This is a genomic window from Pseudarthrobacter sp. J1763 (assembly GCF_050490295.1).
Classification (GTDB): Bacteria; Actinomycetota; Actinomycetes; order Actinomycetales; family Micrococcaceae; genus JBNPEO01.
This window is the reverse complement of the sequence record NZ_JBNPEN010000015.1, coordinates 28,741-50,899: the sequence shown is the minus strand read 5'-3', so window position 1 is coordinate 50,899 and position 22,159 is coordinate 28,741. Positions and strand designations below refer to the sequence as shown.

Below are 22,159 nucleotides of genomic sequence, written 5' to 3'. Positions count from 1 at the left end.
AGCCTCGATCCACCGATGAGCCTTCGGCTGGCCGTCCTGGCGTGACCGGTGCGAGATGATGCGCCGCGGGCAGGGGTGTGTTCCGGGCGTCGCATCCCGGTCGTCCACTTGGTCCTTGGTCGTGCCGCGGGCGCGGCGGTGGTCAGCTGGTCGCGGCCGGTGGTGGTGCGTGCGTCGCGGTGAAGAGCTGCTCGAACGGGGCCTGCCAGGGCCAGGCCTCGGGCAGGTGCAGTGTGACCCGGCGCGCGGACCGCGCCAGCCGCGCGGGCACGGAGATGAGAGTGCGGCGGATCGTCGCGGTCGTCGCTCTGGCGAGCCGGCCGGCGTGGTCGGCGATGATCCCTGCTGCGCGGGTGAGGTTGAACGCGATCACCGCGAGGACGAGCCAGGCGCTGTTCGCGGTGAACACCCCGGAGGGCAGGTGAGCGAGCGGGCCGCTCTTCAGGTCGGCGTGGACTTGCTCGATGATCGCGTGTGCCCGGTGGGTCTTGTCCGCCACCACGGTGCCCATCACTGTCTTGTCGGTGGTTGTGAAGAACGCGTGGTGCCGGTAGATGTCGAACAGTGTCGGCTGCTCGACCTGCTTCGGGTTCAGGTCCGGGATCCGCCGCACCACCAGACGCCCTTCGATCCGTTCGGCGATCTTCCGGGACCGGAACGCGACGAAGGGCACTTCGGCGACTTCTGCTTTGGAGATCAGTCGCCCGGTGGCCTCGTCACGGATCGAGTCGGTGTACTCGATCATCTCCCACGCATCCTCGGGGATCGTCGCGATCGCCGCCTTCACCGCGGGGTCCATCCGGACGGTGACCGATACGTCCGCGCCGGCCTTGATCGCCGTGCCGATGGTGGCGTGTCCGTAGAACGCGGAGTCCGCCCGCAGCAACGGCCGGGAACTGCTTCCGGGGTTCAAGCGGCGCAGCGTCGCGAGAGCGTCGCCGACAATCCTGGCGGCACCCTTCGGGGAACCGGTCTTCCCCTGCCGCAGCCGCTGCCCCACGATCACCGGCGCCGACTGCGATGTCGACGCCGTGGCGAACAGGGCGTTCAGGCCGCGGACGCCGGAGTACCCGAACGACGCGCCCTGCTTCTGGTATCCGTGGACTTCGATGATCGTGTCGTCCAGATCCACCATCACCCGCTCACCATCCCGGACCTGCAGCAGTGGCGCGGATTGCGCGACGTTCACCAGGGTCCGGGAGGCGACGGCGTCGAGCTGGCGGACGTGCCCGAACCGGAACTCCCGCAGGAACGAGCCCAGCGTCGACGGCGCATACGTCCGATCGAACAACCTGCCCATCCCGCCATGACGCAGCACGTTCATGTCGTCGATCGAGTCCGCCCCGGCGAGCATCCCCGCCACCAGCGCCATCACCTTGCTGCCCGCGTTCGCGCCCTTATCCGACGGGACCGTCAACCGGACCTGCGCGAGCTGATCGAGCCCTGCGGTGCGGGCCAGGCGGAGCATCGGGACCAGCCCTGCGGCCGACACAAGATTCGGGTCATCGAACTTCGCTGACACCGCAGCGGGAGCATGCTTGAATTGCACCTACGAGATGCCTCTCGGATCGGTCGAACAGCGGTCTAGACAATCACTATTCTTCCTGATCAGAGGGGCATTTCTGCGTCACGGCACCCGCTTGTCACCCAAGCTCATCGGTGGATCGAGGCTAAGACTGGCCCTGCCAACGTAAGCTCCAGCAAGCGGGGAACGACGCCGGGCAGGAGGCTAAGCGGTGAAATCCCGGATCCGGCGCTACTAACGCTGGAAGAAGCCTCCATGGTCGGCTACGGGGCCGGAAATTGGTCCGGTATCAGGTAACACCCCAGCAACGCCTCGAGGACGAATGAAGGCATCAATGAGTGAAGTCGAAGGTGACGTTGTCGCCCAGAATGCAGGCGGAACCGGAGATTTAGAGTCCACTCTGATCCCCAAGCGCGCTTGGCGGGCCCTGGCGGCGCTGGCTGTGGCGATGCTGCTCAGCATGGCCACATGGTTCTCAGCAAGCGCGGTCGTTCCTCAGCTGGCAAGCCAGTTTCAATTGTCCGATTCGACCTCAGCCTGGCTGACCATAGGTGTACAGGTGGGGTTTGTCATCGGCGCCCTGGTACTTGCGACGACCAGTGCCGCAGATCGGTTCGGCCCACGGCATCTCATGTTCGCTGGCACCACCCTGGCCGGCATCATGAACCTGGGAATGCTGGCAGCAAACGACGCGTGGCAGATCATCGCCCTTCGCATCCTAACCGGTGCCTGCCTGGCGGCGGTGTACCCCTCGGCGATGAAGTGCATCTCCACGTGGTTCAAGACCTCCCGGGCGACCGCCGTTGGCGTCATGATTGGTGCGCTGACCGTCGGATCAGCGTCCCCTCACCTCGTGGCGGCCGCGGGAAGCCTGGACTGGCGATTCGTAGTGGTTGGCACCAGCCTGCTAAGCGCTGCGGGCGGGCTCACTGCGCTGTTGGCGGCGAAAGACGGCCCTTTCACCTTTCCGCGCAGTAAATTCTCCTTGCGAGAGGCACTCCGGGCATTCACCGCACGTCCCGTACTCATGAGCTCGCTGGGGTATTTCGGCCACATGTGGGAGCTGTACGCCATGTGGTCATGGTTCTCCGTGTACCTCAGTTCAGTGCTTGCCCGCTCCGACTCGCCCCTTACAGAGCAGTTCGCAAGCCTGGCGACTTTCGTCGTCGTCAGCATAGGGGCGGTTGGCTGTCTGGTCGGCGGCCGCTTGGCAGAACGCGTCGGAAGCGCAAAGTCAGCCATCGTTTCCATGATCTTCTCTGGCGCCTGCGCCGCGGTAATCGGCTGGATACCGGCCGGCGCCCTCTGGCTCGTCCTGCTCATCGCCCTCCTCTGGGGGTTCTGGGTCATCGCTGACTCCGCCCAGTTCTCAGTGCTCATCACTCAAGTAGCCGACCAGCGATATGTGGGCAGTATGTTAACCCTGCAGATGGCCCTCGGTTACACCGTGACCGTTCCCATCGTCTGGCTCGTCCCCACACTGCAGGCTAACGCCGGCTGGGGATGGGCATTCGTCTGCCTCGCCCTCGGCCCGGCCATAGGGGTGTTGGCAATCCGCAGCGTGCTGAGGCAACTGAAACATCATGGCGAAGGCCAATAGAACCAACAGCAGGCTCAGCCCCGGCGCAAGGTGCTGTTGCCTCCCTCCACCGCGTTGGAGGACTTTACCAGCGCCCATCCGCCCGCACGACGATGCCAGGGATTACGGACCTGAGATGTACATGTCGCAGCAGCAACTTCAAAGTCAGGACCACATCAAATGACCACGAACATCGGCCGTCTTGAGCAGATCATCCGCACAATCGCTGACACCTGCGTCGAACAGGAGGGCTACTTCTCCGATCTCGACTCCGTTGTCGGCGACGGAGACTTCGGCTATTCGCTGGCACGAGGCTTTGAAAAACTGATCGAGCAGTGGGACACCCTGCCAAAAGAAAGCGCCAGCGCCTTCCTTCAGTCGGTAGCCCTCTGCCTCAGCTCACGCATTGGGGGGACTTCCGGGCCGATCTGGGGCACTGCGTTCCTTCGTGCCGGAACTGCCGTCAAAGGCGTTGACGAGCTGAAAATCCAAGACGTCGTGGCCATGCTCAGGGCAGCGATCGCCGGAATCAAGGCCCGTGGTGGCGCGGAGGTGGGCGACAAGACCCTCCTCGACGCTCTCGTTCCCATGACCGACAACGTCGAGGACCTAAGCACCTCGGGCTCACAGACGCGGGAGATTGCGGTCTCTGCCGCAAAAACCGCACGTGACGCTGCAGACGCGGCCAGTGTGCTGGTGGCCCGACGCGGACGCGCCAGCTACAGCGGCGAGCGGAGCGTGGGTGTCCCCGATCCCGGAGCCGTTGCCATCGCGGTCCTGGCCGAACGCATCGCAGAGTCCTGGAGTTGATCTCCCCACACCCAGCCGATGTGAGCGGCCCAGCCGATGCCCTCAAGGTCCGATGAGGCAGACTCCTCGGCTGTTCTCTACCTTGTGAAGCAGAGAACTTGATGCCGCGAGTCGGCCTGCTAAACAAGAGCCCCTGTACAGGGGTGCGTGCACCCGGGCACAGCGCCCCGTCATGTCTGATGGGCCGAGCCTGACAGCTCCGCAGCAGTTGTTCTCCACTGAGCTTAGCCAAGCGTCTGGGAAGCGAGGGTGGGGCACGCGGGATCAGGATTGCGCCCAGCCCACCCCCAAGCACCGATGCAATCACAGCGCTGCATCTCCGCGGGGCGCCAACGTGCCTGTACGGGTCCTCTTGCGGTCGGTCCGCCGCGGGCACTCAGCGTCCGCGCGATCTCTGCTCCCACATCGCCGCCAGGCCGGACTGCCTCCAACCTCAGTCAGCCTGTTTCAGGGTAGACCCTTGATTTCCCAGCCCGCGAACCCTACTATCTATACAACCCTATACAAGTATAGATCGGAGAACCATGCTTATTGGTATCGGTTGTGACCCAAACGCGAGCGATCTTAAGGCGGTGCTCGCCCGCTATGCAGTTGAGCTCGGCCACGAGGTACGCGATTTTGGATCTGAAGACCCCCTCTACCCGCTGACAGCCATCAATGTCGCCGAAAGTGTCGCCCGGGGTGAGGTCGACAGGGGAGTAGTGCTGTGCGGCACCGGCATCGGAGTCTCCATCGCTGCAAACAAAGTCAAGGGAGCCTACTGCGCGCTGCTTATGGACTCGTACCAGGCCGAGCGTGCCCAATTGAGCAACAGTGCCAACATGATCGCCATGGGCGCCCAGGTCATCGGTCCCGAAACCGCGAAGCGGCTGTTGCGTGACTATCTTGCAGTGGCATACGAACCGTCAGAGCGCAGCACGCCAAAGCTCGCCGAACTTTATCGCTACGAGGGCGGGAATGAGGCGCGCCCATGAACGACGACATCGCAGCCCTCGAACTCGAAGCAACCAGGGCCAGACTCCTGGTCCTCCGCATGCTCCGCGCGGGCGGTTCTGGACACCTTGGCGGAGCCCTTTCCTGCATTGACATCCTCACTGCACTCTACTTCCGTACGATGAACGTCGACCCGGCCAAGCCGACGGATCCTCGCCGGGACCGCTTCCTTCTCTCTGCCGGGCACAAAGCCATGGCTCAGTACGCTGTCCTTGCCCGGCGCGGATTCTTTCCAGAAGACCTGGTGGACACGTATGCCGGGCATGGAAGTCGACTCGCCGGCCACCCTGACATGCATAAACTTCCCGGAGTGGAGGCCAACACAGGGGCCCTTGGGCACGGCCTCCCCATCGCTTGCGGCATGGCTCTCGGATTGCGGCTCTCCGGCGGCGCCGGCCGGGTATTTACAGTTCTTGGAGATGGCGAGCTCCCCGAGGGTTCCAACTGGGAAGGGGCCGCCATCGCTGCACACCACAAGCTGAACAATTTGGTTGCATTCATCGACGTCAACGACTTGCAAATCAGCGGCCATACGGCGGACGTAATGAACATGGAGCCAATCACGGACAAGTTCAGCGCCTTCGGATGGGCCGTGCGCACGATCGACGGCAATGACATGCGCGAAGTCATCTCCGTCCTCGACCAGACACCACTTAGCACGAGCAGACCGACGGCCATCGTGGCCCGGACCACTAAGGCGCAGGGCATCAGCTTTCTGGAAGGAACTGCAGCATCGCACTACTGGAAACCAAATCCGGAAGAACTAGACGCTGCCGAGGCAGAGCTGCAGAACCGACTGGCCACAATCTCAGAAACGGTGGGAACACGATGAGCACACCCCTGATCGATCCGCGCAAGACCTTCGGGGAAGCCGTAACCAGCAGGGCACAGAACGATGACAGGATTGTGGTCCTCTCCGCCGACAGCGGCGTGTCCTCGGGTTTCGGTACCTTCAAGAGCCGGCACCCGGAACGATATTTTGAATTCGGAATCCAGGAACACGGTGTCACGGGGGTCGCCTCAGGGCTGGCTACTACCGGGCGGATTCCGGTGTTTGCCGCCATCGCCGCCTTCGTCACAAACCGCAACTACGAGGCCTTTCGTAATGACATCGCCTACATGGGCCAAAACGTCAAGATTGTCGGACGTAACGGAGGGATGACCTACTCGGACCTCGGACCAACCCACTACTCGCTCGAAGACTACGCCATCATCCGGATGCTGCCCGGCGTTGTGATCATCTCTCCCCAGGACCCCGGCGAGATCCGGGCTGCCGTGGATGCGATGCTCACCCATGAGGGTCCCGTCTATATGCGCGTGGGCGGTCCCGCCATCCCCGACCTTTTTGAGGAAGAGCCCTTCGTCATCGGTAAAGGGCGTTCCATCCGCACGGGGGAGAAGGCGACCGTTGTCACGACCGGGGCCGTAACCGCCGAAGCGATCCACGCCGTCGACCTCCTCGCTGCCGACGGCATCGGAGTGGACCTGATCGGTATGCCGACCGTGGAGCCGGTCGACGCTGAGCTGATCACTACCTCGGCCGCACGCACCGGCCATGTGATCACGGTCGAGGAGCACTACATCCGAGGAGGCCTCTCCGCAGCGGTCTCAGAGACGATCCGCCACCTCGGAGTCCGCCATGATGCAATCGGACTCCCTCACCAGCATGTGATCACAGGGACGTACTCAGGGCTGCTGCAGCACTACGGACTTGACGCTGCCGGACTCCACGCGAAGCTGACAGACTTGCTTGCGGCCTGAGCTCAGCACGGCCAGACGCGTACCGGGTCGTCATAGCGAATTACCGCCTCTGTCCGCCACTTCGGATACGGCAGCCGGGACGACAGGATCGCGCGGATGGACCTGCCCTCTGACTAGCGAGCATGCCCCCCCGGAATCGGATGCAGCCGCCGCATCACTCATGTCGCCGACGGGCACAAGCATTACGAAGATCGAACAATCCAGCACCTGTCCCAGCCAGTCCGCAATCTCAAAAGGAGTGTGCGCATGATCTACGAAGTCGCAACACTGACCATCAAGCCCGGCTCCGAAGCCGCTTTCGAAGACGTCCTCTCGCAGGCCGTCCCGCTTTTTCAGCAAGCCCCGGGCGCACTCAGCCTCCGCGTGGACCGGACCGTGGAGAACATGTCCGAATACACCCTGATCGTTGGCTGGGCAACCCTGGAAGATCATACGGAACGGTTTCGCAGCTCTACAGCATTCACCAGGTGGCGGGAACTCGCAGGACCTCACTTCGCGCAGCCACCCCAGGTCAAACACACCCAGCAGGCCTACCTTGGCTTCTGACCCCGCTGTGATCATGGGAGGTCCGGCCTTCATCTGGCGGATCTTTCATGGTGCGTTGTGCAGATGATTACCACTCAGCAGGAGCAGGAGCCTGGTTCAATCGAGCTGGTAGTCGAACTTCAGCTGCATGGTGTCACCACGGAAGACGATCGAAGAGTACTCAAAGGCCGTGCCCGCCGGGTCCGAAATGACGTCAGTGAGCAGCAGCGCCGGGTCTCCCCGGCGCAAGCCAAGTTGCCGGGCTTCATTGCCATCCACAGCCACGGCCTCGAGGTTTTCCCTGACACTTTTCATCGGGAGGCTGTAGTTCTCCTCGAGGACCACGCAGAGCTGCTCGTTGACGACGTCGTGCGTGTCCAACCCGGGCGCCAAACGGGCCGGAATGAACGAGCGGTGCAAGCTCAAGGGTTTGCCGTCAACGGTGCGCAAGCGAACGATCGCGAAAACCTGGTCCTCTGGACCGAGCCCCAGCCTTTCCCGCACTCTGGCGGGCGGAGCAGCCAGGTCAAGCGAGACAAGCTGTGTCGAGGTGTGGTAGCCGAGGGCCTCGAGTTGCTCCCGGATGCCCTTATAGGCCGGCGACACTGCGCTGATCTTCCGCGGGGCTACGTACGTGCCTTTGCCCGCGACACGGATCAGCAGCCCATCGGCAGTGAGCTTGTTGAGCACGCCCCGGACCGTCATCCTGCTCAGTCCGTAAATCCTGTTCAACTCGTTCTCGGAGGGGATCCGCTGGTCGGGCGCCCACTCGCCACTCGTGATCTTGGCCAGCAGGATCTCTTCAAGTTGCAGGTACAGCGGGACAGAAGAGTCACGCTCAAGCACATCAGTCATATTGGCACCTCCTAGCCGATTATAGCCCGCCGCGGTGTTGTATAGCGCGGTACATACTTGTATCGTCTACGTTAGTTTCAGGTTTTATGGTGCGCGTCACAGTAATCCGACGCGGGCAACTTGGAAGGAACCACTGAAAGGTAAGGACGAGGATGCTCGTTTCGACAGCAACACTGACCAGAACCGCACGCGATCACGGATACGCCGTGCCGGCGGTCAACGTCTTCGATGAAGTCAGCATGCGGGCCGTAGTCGAGGCCGCCCAGGCCTGCTCTGCCCCGCTTATTGTGCAGGTGTCGGTCAAAACGGTGCGCACCGCCGGCACACGGCTTCTCAGCGCGACATTCGAAGCCGTGACGAAAGATGTCACCGTGCCCGTGGCACTGCATCTGGACCACTGTCCGGACCGGACCGTCATTGACGAGGTCGTGGCCGCGGGCTGGTCCTCGGTTCTTTTCGACGCTTCCGACCGCGACTTTGAGTCCGCCGTCAGGGAAACTACCGAGGTTGTCGCCCAGGCCCACGCTGCCGGCGTGGACGTGGAGTCCGAGATTGAAAACATCTTGGGCGTTGAGGACGGCGTCGGTTCCGACACCGCACTGCACTCTTACACCGTCGAGCAACTCGCGGCGGCCGCTAAGAGTACCGGCGCTGACATGCTTGCACCCCAGGTGGGCACCAGTCACGGGGCGTTTAAGACCCCCCCGAAGCTTCTGCCAAGTCGCGTGCGCGAGCTCGCCGCCCTCGTCGACAGGCCGATCGTCCTCCACGGCGGCACCGGCCTCTCCGCAGCAGACTTCAAGCTGTTCATCGACGCGGGCGTGTCAAAGATCAACATCTCCACAGCCGTCAAGCATTCCTACATGCAGGCAGCCGCTAAGCACCTTGACGGCGCCCGTCTCAACGACCGGTGGGATCCACCGAGCCTGTTCCGGGATGTCTCGGCGGCCGTCCGGAACGAAATTGTGGAACACATCGAGCAGTTCGGTGCGGCTGGCCGCGCACAGCACGCCAACGAGGCAGTAGGTTCCCGATGAGCGATGCCCTGATTTTCGACTGCGACGGCGTCCTCTCCGACACCGAGCGTGATGGCCACTTGCCGGCATTCAACGCGACTTTCGAGCACTTCGGACTGCCGGTGCACTGGTCTCAGGAAGACTACGCCCAAATGCTGGCCATCGGCGGCGGCAAGGAGCGGCTCGGCAAACTGCTCACACCCGAATTCATCGCGAAGGCAGGCCTTCCCGAGGACCGGGAGGCCCAGCACGACCTGATCGCACAGTGGCACCGCGAAAAGACTGCCCGCTACACGGCGATGGTACGCGCCGGAGAGCTGCCCCCACGCCCTGGAATCGCCCGGATCTCGGCCGAGGCCGCTGACGCGGGCTGGCAACTCGCAGTGGCATCAACCTCAGCCGAGGAATCGGTCCGGGCAGTCCTCGAACATGTCGTTGGAACCGATCTGGCCAGGCAGTTCTCAGTCTTTGCAGGCGACATGGTCGAACACAAAAAGCCCGCGCCCGACATCTATCACCTTGCCATTAGGGAACTCGGCATCCAGCCCACTCAGGCAGTAGTGGTCGAGGACAGCGCTAACGGCCTTAGGGCCGCCCTCGCTGCCGGCCTGACCACCGTTGTCACCCGCAGCAGCTACACCATCAATGAAGATTTCACGGGGGCGGCGCTGGTTGTCGACTCGCTCGGCCAGCTGCCGGACCATCCCGTGGCCGTGGTCTCCGACCCGCACGCCGTCGGCGTCGACGGCGAAGTGTCGTTGAAGAATCTTCTTGACCTCCTAAATGCAACGTCCATCCCAACCTTCTCTTGATTTCCTAAGGAGCCTTGAAATGCAAAACGACACCGCCTCCGTTACAGAAGGCACAATTCGTCTCGAAGACGTCGTGAAGACGATCGCGCAGACCTGTGTTGAAAACGAGACGTACTTCTGCGATCTCGACGCGGTCGCCGGCGACGGCGACTTCGGCTATTCCCTTGCCCGCGGCTTCGAGATCGTGCTCGAATCCTGGGAGGGCTACGACCGATCCGACCTCGGCTCTTTCCTGGGCGGCGTGGCCCTAACGATGAGCAGCAGGATCGGAGGAAGCTCAGGCCCGATTTGGGGAACCGCATTCCTTCGCGCGTCCTCCGTCGCCCGCGGCAAGCAGCAGCTCGAAGGTGCCGACGTCGTTGCCATGCTCCGGGCCGCGACCGAGGGCATCATGGCCCGCGGCGGCGCCAGCCTGGGAGACAAGACCCTGCTTGACGCGCTCGTACCCCTCACTGATGCTATCGAGGCCGGAGTCAGGGCAGGATCTGACCCCAAAGCCATCGCCAAGAGTGCTGCAGTCGTCGCCCGTGATGCTGCTGAGCGCACGAGCACGCTGACAGCCCGCCGCGGCCGCGCGTCCTACACGGGTGAGCGCAGCGTCGGCTCACCTGACCCCGGAGCGATCGCAATGGCGGTACTGGCTGAGCGGATTGCGGGTACCCGGTGACGAATTCAAGCGCAGGATCAACGACAACGATTCAGAGAAAGACGGCAATGAAAAAGTTCATTAACGACCCCAAAGCGTTCGTCCCCGAGATGCTCAAGGGCATCGCTCTGGCCAACCCGGAGACCTTGACGTACGTCCCGGAGTACAACCTCATCATGCGCTCCGACGCTCCACGGCAGGACAAAGTCTCTATCATTCAGGGATCCGGCTCGGGACATGAACCGGCGCACGTCATGGCGGTCGGCAAGGGCATGCTCGACGGCGCCTGCCCCGGCGATATCTTCGCTGCGCCGCCAGCGGATTACGTCGTAGAGGCCACCCGCCGCCTCGCCAGCGACAAAGGCGTGCTCCTCCTGGTGAACAACTACACCGGAGACAAGATGGCCTTCGAGATGGCCGCCGAATTCGCCGCGGCTGAGGGCATCAATGTGCGCACCCTCTTTATCAACGACGACGTCGCGGTCGAAGACTCGCTTTACACCATTGGTCGCCGAGGAGTGGCCGGCAACTTCTTCGTCATGAAAGCAGTCGGGGCTGCCGCCGAAGCCGGCGCCGACCTGGACGAGGTCGTACGTATCGGCGAGAAGGTGAACGCCGCAACCCGTACGATGGGCGTTGCACTGAGCGCGTGCACGCCTCCCGCGAAGGGTGCCCCGCTGTTCGAGATGGCCGACGACGAAATGGAAATCGGCGTTGGAATCCATGGCGAGCCAGGCCGCCGCCGCGTCAAAATCGCCACGGCCGACGAGATTGTGGACGAGCTGCTCAACGCAATTGTCCCCGACCTGCCATTCGCAGACGGTGACGAAGTGGCCCTCATGGTCAACGGACTGGGCGGCACGCCCATCAGCGAGCTCTACATTCTGAACGGCAGCGCACACACGCGTCTTGCCGAAAAAGGCATCACGGTAAGCCGGAGCTATGTAGGCGAATACTGCACCGCGCTGGACATGATTGGAATGTCCCTGACTCTCGTGAAGCTCGACGACGAGATCAAGGAACTGCTGGCAGCCCCGGCTGAGATCGCTGCCCGCATCTTCTGACCAATCGGCACCCTCCGATATTCCGAAGAGTTACATCACCACCAGCGTCATGGCAGTACTCTGAACTGGCCGGCAGGGACTCCTGGCGGCCAGTTCGGACTCCCTAGTTGAAGTTCTACAAGCCGCCGTTCCCCTGACGAATAACCAGCTCCGAGGCGAGACCACCGGGCGGAAGCAGCAAGCATTCCGGTGAGCTCCAAAAGAAAGGCATTTCACTTGTCTCCTAAGGCTATGTCCTCCGTCCGCGTAGCGGTTGTAAGCGCCCAATGGCATGCAGACATCGTTGATCGTGCCGTGGAAAGCTTTCAGGCACGGTTGAAAGAATCCGGCATTACCAACGTGGATGTCCACCAAGTGCCTGGCGCCTTCGAAATCCCGCTACTCGTCCGACGCCTCGCAGTATCCGGTCATTACGACGGAATCGCCACCTCTGCCCTCGTGGTTGACGGGGGCATTTATCGCCACGAATTTGTCGCACAAAGCGTCGTGGACGCCCTTATGAGAGTGCAATTGGAAACTGACGTACCAGTTTTCTCCGGAGTCCTAACTCCTCACCATTTCCACGAGCATGAAGAACATCGCAACCAGTTTTCCCGGCATTTTGTAGCCAAGGGGAAGGAACTGGCCGACGCTCTCACCTCAACTCTTACAACCTTGGCGTCCCTCCAGGAGGCCTAAAGGACACACAGACCCACAGAACGTGGTGATACCTGCACATGTGTCTTTCCGGGGCCTTCAAGAACAAAAAGCCCTAGTCCGGCGGTCCGCCAAGCTCCATTGTGTAACAAGTAGCTGTGCCCTCGAGAACAACTGTTCCGTCATCACGAACCACCCACGTACGTAACGTCGTAACAGGCTTGTCTGCACGTACTTCAGTTACCTCGACGTGCCCGGTAATAACGTCACCAGGACGAACAGGAGCCATGAAGTTCCAGTTCACGCTCAGGAAGACGGATCCGGGTCCCGGCAGCTCCTCAGCCACGACGGCGTTCAGGATGGCACTAGTTACACCACCTTGGACAATAATCTCGCCAAACCGTGAGGTCTGGGCAGCCCGGAGATCGTAGTGTAGGGGGTTGCGGTCACCGCTGATCTGGGTGAACAACGAGATGTCCTCGTGGGTGACTTTGCGCGACAGATGAGCGGTTTGCCCAACGATGGGTCTGGGACGATTGGGATGAGCTTCCATGGTCAACCTTTCGTGAACGGCCCCGGAAGGCGGGCTGTAAATTATGCGGGATAAGGGCCCGCAACGGACGGTGCTGCTACTGCCCCACCCGAAGCTCCGGGGCATGCTGCCTAGGGCCGGAATGGGTTTCCGACGGGTATCTCGAGGAGACTCGAAATCACCCGGCTGGGAATCACGTCCTCGAACGCGTGGATAGGAACCCCTGTCTCGACCAAGACCCCGAACATACCGGCTCGTTGAGCTGCCGCGACGTCTGTAAGAATTTGGTCGCCGACAGCAACTGTGCGGTCGGGGCGGCTCCCGAGCATTTCCAGAGCAATCCGGGGCATGTGTGACTCGGGCTTCCCAATCACTTCGGGCGTGGTGAGGTGTCGCGTGGCGGCTTCGACTGCCGCGACCAAGGTGCCCGCGCCCGGATCCAGTTCTCCGCCTTCAGGGATCAGCCTGTCTGGATTCGTAGCGATGAAGTGAGCACCAGCAAGAATCGCTCGTACGGCCGTGCGAAGTTTCACGTAGGTCAGTTCACGGTCGAGCCCGATAACAACGATGTCCGGCTTGTGGCTTGAGAGGACGAATCCCGTTTCCTCAATTTCACGCGAAAGTGCGGGCGCTCCCACTACGTAGACGATTAGGCCCTGCTCGTAGTTTTCCACGAGGTAGCGTGCCGTGGCATAGGCAGTGTTGACGATCTGCTCGGGGTCGGCGGCGAAGCCCATCCTGGTCAGCTTCGCGGCGAAGTCGGCACGCGATTTTGTGGAGTTGTTTGTCATGAACACCGTAGGGACCGCACTGGTGCGGAACTGATGCAGCGCCTGGATCGCGCTCTCAATGGGGACATCACCGCGGTAAATTGTTCCGTCCAGATCGAGGACCAACCCCTCAATCGGATCCGGCCAGGGCTGGTTTTCAAAGTTGATCACGGCTCCATCACCATCCCGCCATTGTATTGATAGGGGAGCCAGTAGCATCCAGCAGCCGCCCGAGCGCCGGGGACGGAACTCGTTTCGCCATACCCCGTTGCCCGGAAGCATCGACCTAGTCGATAAACCACACGCTTCAGCCTGACGCCGCAAATGCCCGCGCGGGGGCAAGGACCGCTTGCGCAGCGTCCTCAGCCTTGCATTGGCGCAGCAGCGGCACCGGCGGCACGTCCCCCGTCGTCTAGCGGGACATTCGTACTCCCAAAATCAACAAGTGTTCCACGCTCGATAGCCGTGATTCCGTCAAGCTCGGGGAGAGAGTTCAGAGATGGTGGTAGCGAGGACACTCTGGACGGAATGTAGGCAGTAACTTGGCACCGTCTAAGGGCATCGAATGAGGATGCGGGCACACCGGCGGTCCGGCGGCGAGTGTTTCGCCACCGGACCACCGGTCACAAGGACATGTGTGCTGAAGACATGTTCTCCGGTTTCTGTTTACGGTTTCCTATGTTTCGCCTCCTTCTCCTCAGCCTGCTGGTTTGCAGCCGCTTCAGCTCAATGCACAGGCGTTTCGGATGCGTTCTAGGTGGCTAGGAGACCTTGCGCTTGCGGAGCATCAGCAGGCCGGCCACCAGCATCAGCAGGGCGAGCGGGACCAGTGAGGCGTCAACACCGGTGTTCGCGAGTGCAGCGGCGCCGTTCTGCGTAGGGGTGTTACGGGGAGTGGAGACCGCCGGAATCGCGCCGCCTACAGCAGTGGATCCGGCGGCAGCTACCGGGAAGCTTCCGGTGCTGATTGTGCCACTGCCGTTGTCCGTGCCCGCGGTGCCGTTGCCGGTACCGTCTCCGGTGCCGGCGCCATTGTCGGTGTCGTTGCCTGGGTTGCTGGTGCCGGGATCGACAGTGCCAACTCCGCCGGTGTTTCCATCGCCGGGAGTCCCGGTGCCAGGGGTTTCGGTGCCGTTGCCGCCACCGATCAGCCCGATACCGAGGTCAATCCCCAGATCCACACCAGCGTCCAGGCTCCCGTTACCGCCGGTGGTGCCGTCGGTGCCGGTGACATTTCCGAGTCCGAGTGCCACGTTGGCGTCCACTGCTGCGTCGAGTCCGCCGGTGGTCCCGTCGGTGCCGGCAACGTCACCCAGGCCGAGCGCTACATCGGTGTCAACTGCTGCGTCGACTGCGTTGGTGCCGTTGGTTCCGAGGTCGCCCAGGCCGAGGGCTGCGTCAACGGCGGCACCCAGTCCGTCGCTGGGTCCGTTCGAACCGGTGACATTCCCCAGGCCCAGCGCGACGTCGGCATCCACGGCAGCGTCCACCGTGTCGGTGCCGCTCGTGCCCAGGTCGCCGAGTCCGAGGTTGACGTCCGCAACTGCCGCAACGTCCGCGGCGGTGCCGTCGGTTCCGGTGATGTTGCCGACGCCGAGGGCTGCGGCTGCGTCAACGCCTACGTCTGCGGTTCCCGAGTCGGTGCTGTTGGTGCCCAGGTCGCCGAGCCCGAGGTTGATGTCCGCAACTGCGGCAACATCGGCGATGGTGCCGTCGGTGCCGGTTCCGGTGATGTTGCCGACGCCGAGGGCTGCGGCTGCGTCAACGGCTACGTCTGCGGTTCCCGCGTCGGTGCCGTTGGTGCCCAGGTCACTGAGCCCCAGGTTGACGTTCGCAACTGCGGCAAGATCGGCGATGGTTCCGTTGGCTCCGGTTCCGGTGACGTTGCCGAGGTTGATGTCGGCCGCTGCTGCGACATCGGCGATGGTGCCGTCAGCCTCGGCTCCGGTCACGTTGCCGAGCCCGAGGTTTACGTCCACTACGGCGGCGACGTTCGTTGAGTCGGACGGCGTTGGGTCACCCAGCAGGCCCAACGACGTCGTATCAGCGGACGCCGCCGCCGAGATGAGGGCGGAAGCGGAAAGATCCGATCCGCTGGTCGTATCCGCGGCGTTTGCCGCGCTGCAGCCGAGGGCTAGAAGCCCGCCGGCAAAGAGGGTGCCAAGCAGCCCCCTGCGAAGGTTGGAACTCATGGTGATTTTCTCCTGAAAAAAGTTGAGATGAGGGCGCTGGTCAGCTGCCCGAATGGCCACGTGCTGCCTGGGTCGGCAGGGTGGGGCTCAACTAGTCAGGAGAGGAACCGGGGTCGAACGACACCGGTGCAGGAGCGTGCTCAGAGGCCCCGCCGGCAAGGACAGTGCCGGCAACTGCATGGTCAAGATCGAAAGCGCTCAGCCACGCAGCCGAGCTGGGAGAGCCGCCCGAGGAGCCGCCGCTGCCTGCGCCGGAACCGGGCGCAGCCGGGGCCTGGGCAGGGTAGGCGGGGTCAGCGGTTCCGGGCTGGTCGCTGCCGAGGGATGGCCGCTCATGGGCCAAAGTCGGGAAGACCGACGTGCCCGCAAGGGCAGCCGGGCCCGCGGCGGCGGGAGTGGCTTCGAGCGTGCCGGATGTTGCGGGCTCCGGCGCACTTGGAATCACTGCTGCAGGGCCTGTCACGGCTTGATCGGCAGCCGCAGCTTCGGCGCTGCCCGTCTCTGCCGGCACCGAGGGAAGGGCGGGTTCTGAGTGTTCCGGGGCTGCCGCCAGGGGCAGTTCCGGGACATCAATAGGCAGGGGAGCGGACCCGGTCACAACATCGGCAACAGGCTGCAGCACCGGTTCGAGCACTGGAAGCGTTTCGGTGACCGGTGGCACGACGGTTTCCACGACGGCCGTGGTTGCACCGTCAGCAATGCGGGCAACCGGAGCTGTCACTTCTGACACTGTGCCGGCAGGGACCACCTGGTTGATCACCGGAACGGACGAGACCAAGTCATCAGCAGTTGCGGAGAGTTGGTTCACCACCGGATGCACCAGGCCGACGGATGGCGGTGCAGCCGGAGCTTTGGTCGGCGCGGGTGCGGCCGGGACCACTTTTTCGGCCACCGATTGCACAGAACTGGTCACGGATCCCACCAGCGACGAAGTGTCCGGCAGCGCATCGGCAGATGCCGCCGGAGAAGAAAATGTCAGCCAGGTGAACGCAGCGGCTCCAGCCAGCAACACCGGCCGCAGGGCACGCCACGGTGAACGAGATTCACCCATGCGTACCACCCCCAGTACTGATGCATTCGAGACGGCAACAGCCTAAAACCTGCAATCGCGATTCGTCCAGCACTTACGCAAACAAATCGACAAAAACCTGGACCATCCCACGCTGTCGCCTGCGCGAATACGCCAAGCCATTCTCGCTCTAAACCACCAGCAGGATTACCGGGCAAATGGATTTCACGGGTCGCTCCGCTACACCTAATGGACGCGCGAATCTCGCATCTAACGAGCGCTCAGTTGAAACGCCGATAATAAAGATTTCGTCAAGCTACAACTTCGATAGGGGAGAAGCCGCCCCGTCATAGTAGGAGGCTGTGGCGCCTGTAAGAATGGGCCACATGGGCAAATCTGAGGCTGGCATTGGGTCGGGACAGGACGCATTCCTGGAGGTCCGTGTGGAGCTCGTCGACAGCGACCCGGAGATCTGGCGCCAGCTCGAGATCCGAAGCACGCTGACGCTGGATCAGGTCCATCGGGTGCTCCAGGCGGCGTTTGATTGGGAGGACGCGCACCTGCACAGATTTACATCGAGTGATCCGTTTGCGCCGCTGCGCCCAGTCGACGGAGAGGTTCCGGAAGCCTCGCAGTGGCTTCCACGGCAAGACTGCGAAGAACCGTCGGACAAGCCCGAGAAGGATTGTTCCCTGGAGCAGCTGTTCGCGGTGGGCTCCGGAGTGGCCTTTTACGAGTACGACTTTGGTGACAGCTGGCTTCACCGGCTCGAGCTGGTATCCCAAAGGCCGGCCGACGAAGGCGCGCCGCCGGCCCGGCTGGTCGCCGGCGCCCGACGCGGCCCGTTGGAGGACTTTGGAGGATTGCCCGGGTACGAAGAGATTATGGACGCCTTGGCCGACGCGTCTCATCCTGACCATGACGAGTACTCTGCCTGGGTGGCCGATATGACCGGCTCCACTGAGCCTTTTGACCCGGCCTTTCTGGACATTGCCGACGTGAACCGGACGCTGGCTAAATTGTTCTGACGCTGGGACTTGCGCCGGGAAACTCCACGAAAAACGGGCAGGAAAGTGCCTCTTTTACGGCTCCCCCGCCCGTTTTGAAAGGCCGATATCGTACCTTATGTCAACTAAGGTTGCCGTGGCTTCCCCAATTGTCAACCAGAGTTGCTAGCGCTCATACTGTCACTGTAGCAATTCACGGTCGATGAGGGGAAGCACGATGGGCTGGTTTACCGAGGGAAGCGAGCATGAAGGCTATGTGGTCTGTGTCTTCGCGGACGGTATGTACGGCTCCGGTGGCAGGTACATGGAGATAAACCTGATGACGCCCGACGGCCGGCCGGTCGCGAGTGAGAATGAGCCGGGCAGTGACGCATGGCGGCCGCCGTCGCAGGTGGTCGGCTGGCGGGTCGCCTGCAGCTGCGTTCCGTTCCGGGAACACGTCATCCTGGACCCGTTGTGGACACGGGTCTGGGACCCTTCCGACGAGGACCTCGCCACCGGGCACATTTATGCCGGACCCCCGGCCAGCGCCGCTGACATAAGCGACCGGGAGGACCTGGAGCCGCTGTTCCTGGACGTGTGGCACCGGCATGTCGCCCCGGACCTGTCGCTGCACACCATCCGCACCCTGAGCCGGAACCTGAAGGACCTCGAAGCCCAGCTCGAAGACGCCGTCGCAGACGCAAGGGCGGCGGGCGTCTCTTGGGACAAGATCGGACGAGCATTCGGGATCAGCCGGCAAGGGGCCCAAAAACGCTGGGAAACTTTGTCCGCCGCTGCGGCCGACCGAGCCGAAGACAAATAAATACAGACCCAATGGAGTTCCAAATCGCAGTGAGGCCGGCCCGCCGCTAAACGTACTCAGCCTGTTCTGACCGCCACGACAATGCCGGCAACGAGTAGCGCTGCATAGAACGGTCCGATCGACCACGAAGTCCAGACGGCGGGGCCCGGCACCAGTCGATTGATCCAGCGCGGCATCCACTTCGCCCATTCCTCCGACGACTTGCCGTTCTCAGGCTGTGTGGCGTCGTCAGGGTTGAGGGAAAAGACGGCAATTCTGTCCTTGCCCTCGGCGACGGCCATGTAGAGCCTCCGAAAGCGCTTCTCCTGGCGTAGGTAGTTCGCGTCGAGATACGCGAAGAGGAAAACCGTCGCGATTCCAAGCACCGCAACGGACGTTGCCTTTTGGACTAATGCGTACCCATAGGTTGCGCTTACAACCGGCAACATCCAACTCTTTGTTGTGGTGGCTGCTGCCGACATTCTTGTAATGGTTGCCTGGATGAAGTCCAGATGCTTACGACGGTCATCTGGCGAAATCTGATCACCCCCAGCCGACAGGCTGTCGGGGAAGCTCACGATGCCATCCCCTCTTGGCAAGCGGCACGCAGCTTCTCCAACGCAGAGTCCTTCTGGTTCTCGGAGTAGTTCGTCTCCCTCGGCCAAATGTGGCCCATCGGGTCCCCCGTCCATCGCGGCACCAAGTGCACGTGCAAGTGCGGGACCGTTTGGGTCGCCACTCGTCCGTTGGACTGGATCACATTTAGGCCTTCCGGCTGGAGTGCATTACGCATCAAGTTTGCCAATCGGACGGTCACGCGGGCGAGTTGCACAGCGGTATCTTCATCCAACGTCCAAATGTCAGGAATGTGCTGACGCGGGACAACGAGCGTATGGCCGAGAGTCGCAGGTTCAAGCGGAAAAAACGCCACCACATGGTCGTCCCGGTATAGCTCCCTTGCTTCGGGATCTTCCGTCTGCAGCACGATCTCGCAGAATGGGCAGTCAGCTTCGCTTGTATGCATTAGCGGCCCAACCAGCGATGTTTCTCTTAACGTCGGCATAAACCATCTGACTGTTAAAGCCGGACGGCGTATAGACAGGTACGTAATCTCCGACGGTGCCTCCACCTTCGAGGCCCACCTTCGAGAATGGGTTAGCACCCTGCGCCGCTGCATACCCATTACTGTCCAGCAGCCCGTGGATTCGAACGCCTACTAGCGGTTTACGGTTGTCCCAAGCATGGGCAATTTCGTGCTGCACCCACGGCCGGTTTGCCGTCTCGGCGCCGATAAGTACAACAACAGCTGACTTGTAAGCCATCTGTTCGTGTATCCATTTCTTGATCGCCGCATCGCCCTGACGCTTAACTTCCTCCCACTTCTGCGCGTTGAGGATTTGCTGCCCTTCCACGGCGCCCATGTTGATGATCTGTTGCACCCGCCAATGATCCTGGTCATAGTGAAAGCTGTAGAAAACGGACTTAGCCATCTGCGCTCCTAGAGTGGTTCGGTTCAGCTGGAAGGACGCTGACTAGGGCCTGACAGCACAGGCGTTCATGACGTGTCCCCAACAACTGTAGTACGCACCTCCGACATGCCTCACGGACAACTAGAGGCGTCGAGCTGGGCGAAGCCGACTAGGTGTTGACTGACAGGCTTCCTTCGTAAGCGGCAAATCGATGCCCCACCGTGGACGGATGGTCCACGTCGATTGGGCAGCCGTACGCCTGAGTTTCACGCCCCTTAGCTTGTGGCTTCGGGCTCTTCGTAGCCCACGGTCAGGTAGTCAACCTCCGGCGCCTGAATAACGACAAGTCCGTGCGATTCCAGCCTATGGATGTCTTCTCCGTCGGCTCTGCGGTACCAGATTTCACCGGTTAGTGTGAAAGCCCTGTCCGGAGTTTCGTCGCCCGTTCTGCTAAAGGACTTCAAAGCACCTTGGAGCCACGCGCCGCTTCTCAATTGGACTCCCACTATGACTTTGTGGTCTGGAAACATTTCGAAGGCCGTGTTCCAGGCTGACTGACCTCGCTCGATGGCCGCCGGTTCTTTCTTCCTTAGCTTTAGCCACCGTGCCCAACACCACTTCAGCAGCCGCGAAGCGCTTGCGCTTCCAAAAAAGGCGCCGAACGACACCGCCAACGCAAGGTCTACAAGGATGATGCCGAAAAACAGCTGGGAGTCGTGTCGGAAGAGCTCACCTGGATCTATGAAGAATTGCCGCAATGTGCTTCGGACCGGCTCAAAAAAGAAGGCCAGCACATAGTGAATGATGAAAACTGCCACGATCGACGCCGCGCTGGCAATAACCACTGCCGCCGTCTCACGGAACGCAGAACGCTTGACCACGGAGCCATGTCCCTCGTACCGCCAGATGAACGCGATCCCCGGCAGCAGAAGACAGACATAGAGCAATGCAGCTATGGGTTCTGTGGGCACGTTGACTCCTTAAGGAGGATCCCGGCCGCGATAATGGGGCAACGACAACGACAAGGAGCATGAAATGGCTGAAAACAAATCTAACAACCCCGGCTCTAGCGGCAGCGGCAGGACCACCAAGCTATCGGAGGGGCAAAAGCCAGCCAGCATCTCGGTGCAACCGCAGACGATGAAGCCTGGTTCCGCACCAGCCGCTCCCAAAAAGTAACCCACCGGTCGCCGCGGGTGCCGCCGTCGGGACCTGGTTCTTGGCTGCAGCTTTCGCCGACGATGCGGGGCGACTGCGGTCGTGCATCCGACTCACCCAGGCAGGGCTCGACTGTGCCTCGGTACCGATTGTTTCGCGCAGGGTCCACGAGGCTCCACGGTTAGACGAGACCGGGATGAGGCTGACTCTAGAGTTCAGCTCCACATTTATCGGCTAACGCCTCTTTGTAGAAGCTTTGTCTGACCGTTGGCTCCACGCGTCTTACGAGCCTTTGGGCTGCGGCCTGGAGTCTTGGCGACAGCCGCGGTGGGCGGGGTGCCCTGGTCTTGGTCGGCGCTGAGTCGTGCCTGTACGGCTTCGCGGTCGGCTACGCCGTCCAAGCTTGCGGCGAATTCCTGACGACGTTCAGCTGAGTCGTATTTGATGCCGGCCTCTTCGCGCAACGCTTCCGGCCGTTGGTTCTCTTCGGTGACGTCTCGTTCACGGTCCCGGTCTTCCCGGTTGGCCTCGGCCAGCAGCTGCACAGCCTGGGCGTTCTCATCACGGCCGGAACGGCGTTCCTGTTCCGCTTGTTCGCGGTGCCGTTCAGCTTTAGCCAGAGCCTCCGCCACAGTTGCTTCATTGGCACCGAGGTTGTCCACGTCCAAACCGTAGCGGCGCTGCACCTGGTCACGGATCACCTCGGCCGCGTCGCGCGCCGCCGGGTCATGGTCCTTCCACGCGATGGCCGCCTCATGGACCCTTTCGACGTCACGGCCGGTGGCCGTGTCCCACCACCGGTTATCCATGACCGGAGCGAGCTGTGCACGGGCAGCCGCACGCTCCGCATCGAACCGGGCCTGCAGCTCGCGGGCTTGTTGTTCCTCGGCAGCTTGGGCGCGGCGCATCTCTTGCTCGTGTAGCCTGGCAAGCTGCTCACCGAGCCGGCCGGCGACAGTCAGCGCAACGCGCGACATTCCCTCAAGAGCCTCATCAATGCCATCAGATTCGCTCAT

At 62.1% G+C, this 22,159-nt stretch carries 25 protein-coding genes; 14 read left to right on the top strand and 11 right to left on the bottom strand.

What is annotated here, in order from left to right:
- Nucleotides 1–142: 142 nt before the first annotated feature.
- Nucleotides 143–1,549: an IS1380 family transposase gene (locus tag ACQQCD_RS12685; protein ID WP_364275826.1), complete on the bottom strand. Its 1,407-nt coding sequence runs from the start codon at nucleotides 1,547–1,549 to the stop codon at nucleotides 143–145.
- Between the two features lie 310 nt (nucleotides 1,550–1,859).
- Here ACQQCD_RS12685 and ACQQCD_RS12680 point away from each other — a divergent pair, with 310 nt between their 5' ends.
- The 6 genes from ACQQCD_RS12680 (at nucleotide 1,860) to ACQQCD_RS12655 (ending at nucleotide 7,214) form a co-directional block, all read left to right on the top strand.
- Nucleotides 1,860–3,125, top strand: coding sequence for an MFS transporter (locus ACQQCD_RS12680; RefSeq protein WP_430268709.1), 1,266 nt, complete (start codon nucleotides 1,860–1,862; stop codon nucleotides 3,123–3,125).
- Nucleotides 3,126–3,284: 159 nt separating this feature from the next.
- Nucleotides 3,285–3,914: a dihydroxyacetone kinase subunit DhaL gene (gene dhaL / locus ACQQCD_RS12675; RefSeq protein WP_329864169.1), complete on the top strand. Its 630-nt coding sequence runs from the start codon at nucleotides 3,285–3,287 to the stop codon at nucleotides 3,912–3,914.
- A 524-nt stretch (nucleotides 3,915–4,438) separates the two neighbouring features.
- Nucleotides 4,439–4,888 carry an RpiB/LacA/LacB family sugar-phosphate isomerase gene (locus tag ACQQCD_RS12670; protein WP_329864168.1) on the top strand — a complete coding sequence of 150 codons (450 nt, stop codon included), beginning with the start codon at nucleotides 4,439–4,441 and terminating at the stop codon, nucleotides 4,886–4,888.
- Nucleotides 4,885–5,739, top strand: a complete 855-nt coding sequence (locus ACQQCD_RS12665) for a transketolase (RefSeq protein WP_329864166.1) — start codon at nucleotides 4,885–4,887, stop codon at nucleotides 5,737–5,739. Before ACQQCD_RS12670 ends, ACQQCD_RS12665 begins: the two co-directional genes overlap by 4 nt.
- Nucleotides 5,736–6,668, top strand: coding sequence for a transketolase family protein (locus tag ACQQCD_RS12660; protein WP_329864164.1), 933 nt, complete (start codon nucleotides 5,736–5,738; stop codon nucleotides 6,666–6,668). The genes ACQQCD_RS12665 and ACQQCD_RS12660 overlap by 4 nt, the downstream gene beginning before the upstream one ends.
- A gap of 246 nt (nucleotides 6,669–6,914) precedes the next feature.
- On the top strand, nucleotides 6,915–7,214 hold the full coding sequence (locus tag ACQQCD_RS12655; protein WP_329864162.1) for an antibiotic biosynthesis monooxygenase family protein: 300 nt from the start codon (nucleotides 6,915–6,917) through the stop codon (nucleotides 7,212–7,214).
- 96 nt (nucleotides 7,215–7,310) lie between these two features.
- On the opposite strand, the gene ACQQCD_RS12650 is transcribed toward ACQQCD_RS12655, so the two are convergent.
- On the bottom strand, nucleotides 7,311–8,048 hold the full coding sequence (locus ACQQCD_RS12650) for a GntR family transcriptional regulator (RefSeq protein ID WP_329864160.1): 738 nt from the start codon (nucleotides 8,046–8,048) through the stop codon (nucleotides 7,311–7,313).
- 152 nt (nucleotides 8,049–8,200) lie between these two features.
- Here ACQQCD_RS12650 and ACQQCD_RS12645 point away from each other — a divergent pair, with 152 nt between their 5' ends.
- The 5 genes from ACQQCD_RS12645 (at nucleotide 8,201) to ACQQCD_RS12625 (ending at nucleotide 12,264) form a co-directional block, all read left to right on the top strand.
- On the top strand, nucleotides 8,201–9,085 hold the full coding sequence (locus ACQQCD_RS12645) for a class II fructose-bisphosphate aldolase (protein WP_329864158.1): 885 nt from the start codon (nucleotides 8,201–8,203) through the stop codon (nucleotides 9,083–9,085).
- Nucleotides 9,082–9,876, top strand: a complete 795-nt coding sequence (locus ACQQCD_RS12640) for an HAD-IA family hydrolase (protein WP_329864156.1) — start codon at nucleotides 9,082–9,084, stop codon at nucleotides 9,874–9,876. Before ACQQCD_RS12645 ends, ACQQCD_RS12640 begins: the two co-directional genes overlap by 4 nt.
- 19 nt (nucleotides 9,877–9,895) lie before the next feature.
- Nucleotides 9,896–10,543, top strand: coding sequence for a dihydroxyacetone kinase subunit DhaL (gene dhaL / locus ACQQCD_RS12635; protein ID WP_329864155.1), 648 nt, complete (start codon nucleotides 9,896–9,898; stop codon nucleotides 10,541–10,543).
- 47 nt (nucleotides 10,544–10,590) lie between these two features.
- A complete protein-coding gene (gene dhaK, locus ACQQCD_RS12630; RefSeq protein ID WP_329864153.1) occupies nucleotides 10,591–11,586 on the top strand; it encodes a dihydroxyacetone kinase subunit DhaK in 996 nt (331 codons plus the stop codon).
- A 216-nt stretch (nucleotides 11,587–11,802) separates the two neighbouring features.
- A complete protein-coding gene (locus tag ACQQCD_RS12625) occupies nucleotides 11,803–12,264 on the top strand; it encodes a 6,7-dimethyl-8-ribityllumazine synthase (protein ID WP_430268708.1) in 462 nt (153 codons plus the stop codon).
- A gap of 73 nt (nucleotides 12,265–12,337) precedes the next feature.
- On the opposite strand, the gene ACQQCD_RS12620 is transcribed toward ACQQCD_RS12625, so the two are convergent.
- From ACQQCD_RS12620 to ACQQCD_RS12605, 4 genes are all read right to left on the bottom strand, one after another.
- Nucleotides 12,338–12,775, bottom strand: coding sequence for a MaoC family dehydratase (locus tag ACQQCD_RS12620; RefSeq protein WP_364274819.1), 438 nt, complete (start codon nucleotides 12,773–12,775; stop codon nucleotides 12,338–12,340).
- 110 nt (nucleotides 12,776–12,885) lie between these two features.
- Complete coding sequence (locus tag ACQQCD_RS12615; protein ID WP_329864309.1) at nucleotides 12,886–13,695, bottom strand: HAD-IIA family hydrolase; 810 nt, start codon at nucleotides 13,693–13,695, stop codon at nucleotides 12,886–12,888.
- Between the two features lie 590 nt (nucleotides 13,696–14,285).
- Complete coding sequence (locus ACQQCD_RS12610) at nucleotides 14,286–15,716, bottom strand: beta strand repeat-containing protein (RefSeq protein ID WP_329864246.1); 1,431 nt, start codon at nucleotides 15,714–15,716, stop codon at nucleotides 14,286–14,288.
- Nucleotides 15,717–15,807: 91 nt separating this feature from the next.
- A complete protein-coding gene (locus ACQQCD_RS12605) occupies nucleotides 15,808–16,767 on the bottom strand; it encodes a hypothetical protein (protein ID WP_364274821.1) in 960 nt (319 codons plus the stop codon).
- 344 nt (nucleotides 16,768–17,111) lie between these two features.
- Between ACQQCD_RS12605 and ACQQCD_RS12600 the strand changes: the two genes are divergently transcribed.
- Both ACQQCD_RS12600 and ACQQCD_RS12595 read left to right on the top strand, forming a co-directional pair.
- Nucleotides 17,112–17,753 (top strand): plasmid pRiA4b ORF-3 family protein, encoded by a 642-nt coding sequence (locus ACQQCD_RS12600; protein ID WP_364274823.1) that lies wholly within the window; start codon nucleotides 17,112–17,114, stop codon nucleotides 17,751–17,753.
- Between the two features lie 196 nt (nucleotides 17,754–17,949).
- The gene (locus ACQQCD_RS12595; protein ID WP_364274825.1) at nucleotides 17,950–18,537 is read left to right on the top strand and encodes a hypothetical protein; all 588 of its coding nucleotides are present in this window, start codon (nucleotides 17,950–17,952) and stop codon (nucleotides 18,535–18,537) included.
- Nucleotides 18,538–18,593: 56 nt separating this feature from the next.
- Here ACQQCD_RS12595 and ACQQCD_RS12590 read toward each other — a convergent pair whose 3' ends face one another.
- The 4 genes from ACQQCD_RS12590 to ACQQCD_RS12575 form a co-directional block, all read right to left on the bottom strand.
- Complete coding sequence (locus tag ACQQCD_RS12590) at nucleotides 18,594–19,094, bottom strand: hypothetical protein (RefSeq protein ID WP_364274827.1); 501 nt, start codon at nucleotides 19,092–19,094, stop codon at nucleotides 18,594–18,596.
- Complete coding sequence (locus ACQQCD_RS12585; protein WP_364423112.1) at nucleotides 19,091–19,540, bottom strand: HIT family protein; 450 nt, start codon at nucleotides 19,538–19,540, stop codon at nucleotides 19,091–19,093. Before ACQQCD_RS12585 ends, ACQQCD_RS12590 begins: the two co-directional genes overlap by 4 nt.
- Nucleotides 19,521–20,006 (bottom strand): TIR domain-containing protein, encoded by a 486-nt coding sequence (locus ACQQCD_RS12580; RefSeq protein WP_364274831.1) that lies wholly within the window; start codon nucleotides 20,004–20,006, stop codon nucleotides 19,521–19,523. Before ACQQCD_RS12580 ends, ACQQCD_RS12585 begins: the two co-directional genes overlap by 20 nt.
- A gap of 254 nt (nucleotides 20,007–20,260) precedes the next feature.
- A complete protein-coding gene (locus tag ACQQCD_RS12575; RefSeq protein WP_364274833.1) occupies nucleotides 20,261–20,956 on the bottom strand; it encodes a DUF6338 family protein in 696 nt (231 codons plus the stop codon).
- Nucleotides 20,957–21,020: 64 nt separating this feature from the next.
- Here ACQQCD_RS12575 and ACQQCD_RS12570 point away from each other — a divergent pair, with 64 nt between their 5' ends.
- The gene (locus tag ACQQCD_RS12570) at nucleotides 21,021–21,164 is read left to right on the top strand and encodes a hypothetical protein (RefSeq protein WP_430268707.1); all 144 of its coding nucleotides are present in this window, start codon (nucleotides 21,021–21,023) and stop codon (nucleotides 21,162–21,164) included.
- A 206-nt stretch (nucleotides 21,165–21,370) separates the two neighbouring features.
- Here the strand turns inward: ACQQCD_RS12570 and ACQQCD_RS12565 are convergent, their stop codons facing one another.
- On the bottom strand, nucleotides 21,371–22,159 hold the full coding sequence (locus tag ACQQCD_RS12565) for a hypothetical protein (protein WP_364274835.1): 789 nt from the start codon (nucleotides 22,157–22,159) through the stop codon (nucleotides 21,371–21,373).

Bases quoted from the DNA above. Each gene is read 5' to 3' on its own strand.
- ACQQCD_RS12680 (WP_430268709.1), top strand. From the start codon at position 1,860: ATGAGTGAAGTCGAAGGTGACGTTGTCGCCCAGAATGCAGGCGGAACC.
- dhaL (WP_329864169.1), top strand. From the start codon at position 3,285: ATGACCACGAACATCGGCCGTCTTGAGCAGATCATCCGCACAATCGCT.
- ACQQCD_RS12670 (WP_329864168.1), top strand. From the start codon at position 4,439: ATGCTTATTGGTATCGGTTGTGACCCAAACGCGAGCGATCTTAAGGCG.
- ACQQCD_RS12665 (WP_329864166.1), top strand. From the start codon at position 4,885: ATGAACGACGACATCGCAGCCCTCGAACTCGAAGCAACCAGGGCCAGA.
- ACQQCD_RS12660 (WP_329864164.1), top strand. From the start codon at position 5,736: ATGAGCACACCCCTGATCGATCCGCGCAAGACCTTCGGGGAAGCCGTA.
- ACQQCD_RS12655 (WP_329864162.1), top strand. From the start codon at position 6,915: ATGATCTACGAAGTCGCAACACTGACCATCAAGCCCGGCTCCGAAGCC.
- ACQQCD_RS12650 (WP_329864160.1), bottom strand. From the start codon at position 8,048: ATGACTGATGTGCTTGAGCGTGACTCTTCTGTCCCGCTGTACCTGCAA.
- ACQQCD_RS12645 (WP_329864158.1), top strand. From the start codon at position 8,201: ATGCTCGTTTCGACAGCAACACTGACCAGAACCGCACGCGATCACGGA.
- ACQQCD_RS12640 (WP_329864156.1), top strand. From the start codon at position 9,082: ATGAGCGATGCCCTGATTTTCGACTGCGACGGCGTCCTCTCCGACACC.
- dhaL (WP_329864155.1), top strand. From the start codon at position 9,896: ATGCAAAACGACACCGCCTCCGTTACAGAAGGCACAATTCGTCTCGAA.
- dhaK (WP_329864153.1), top strand. From the start codon at position 10,591: ATGAAAAAGTTCATTAACGACCCCAAAGCGTTCGTCCCCGAGATGCTC.
- ACQQCD_RS12620 (WP_364274819.1), bottom strand. From the start codon at position 12,775: ATGGAAGCTCATCCCAATCGTCCCAGACCCATCGTTGGGCAAACCGCT.
- ACQQCD_RS12610 (WP_329864246.1), bottom strand. From the start codon at position 15,716: ATGAGTTCCAACCTTCGCAGGGGGCTGCTTGGCACCCTCTTTGCCGGC.
- ACQQCD_RS12605 (WP_364274821.1), bottom strand. From the start codon at position 16,767: ATGGGTGAATCTCGTTCACCGTGGCGTGCCCTGCGGCCGGTGTTGCTG.
- ACQQCD_RS12600 (WP_364274823.1), top strand. From the start codon at position 17,112: ATGGGCAAATCTGAGGCTGGCATTGGGTCGGGACAGGACGCATTCCTG.
- ACQQCD_RS12595 (WP_364274825.1), top strand. From the start codon at position 17,950: ATGGGCTGGTTTACCGAGGGAAGCGAGCATGAAGGCTATGTGGTCTGT.
- ACQQCD_RS12585 (WP_364423112.1), bottom strand. From the start codon at position 19,540: ATGCATACAAGCGAAGCTGACTGCCCATTCTGCGAGATCGTGCTGCAG.
- ACQQCD_RS12580 (WP_364274831.1), bottom strand. From the start codon at position 20,006: ATGGCTAAGTCCGTTTTCTACAGCTTTCACTATGACCAGGATCATTGG.
- ACQQCD_RS12570 (WP_430268707.1), top strand. From the start codon at position 21,021: ATGGCTGAAAACAAATCTAACAACCCCGGCTCTAGCGGCAGCGGCAGG.
- ACQQCD_RS12565 (WP_364274835.1), bottom strand. From the start codon at position 22,159: ATGAGCGAATCTGATGGCATTGATGAGGCTCTTGAGGGAATGTCGCGC.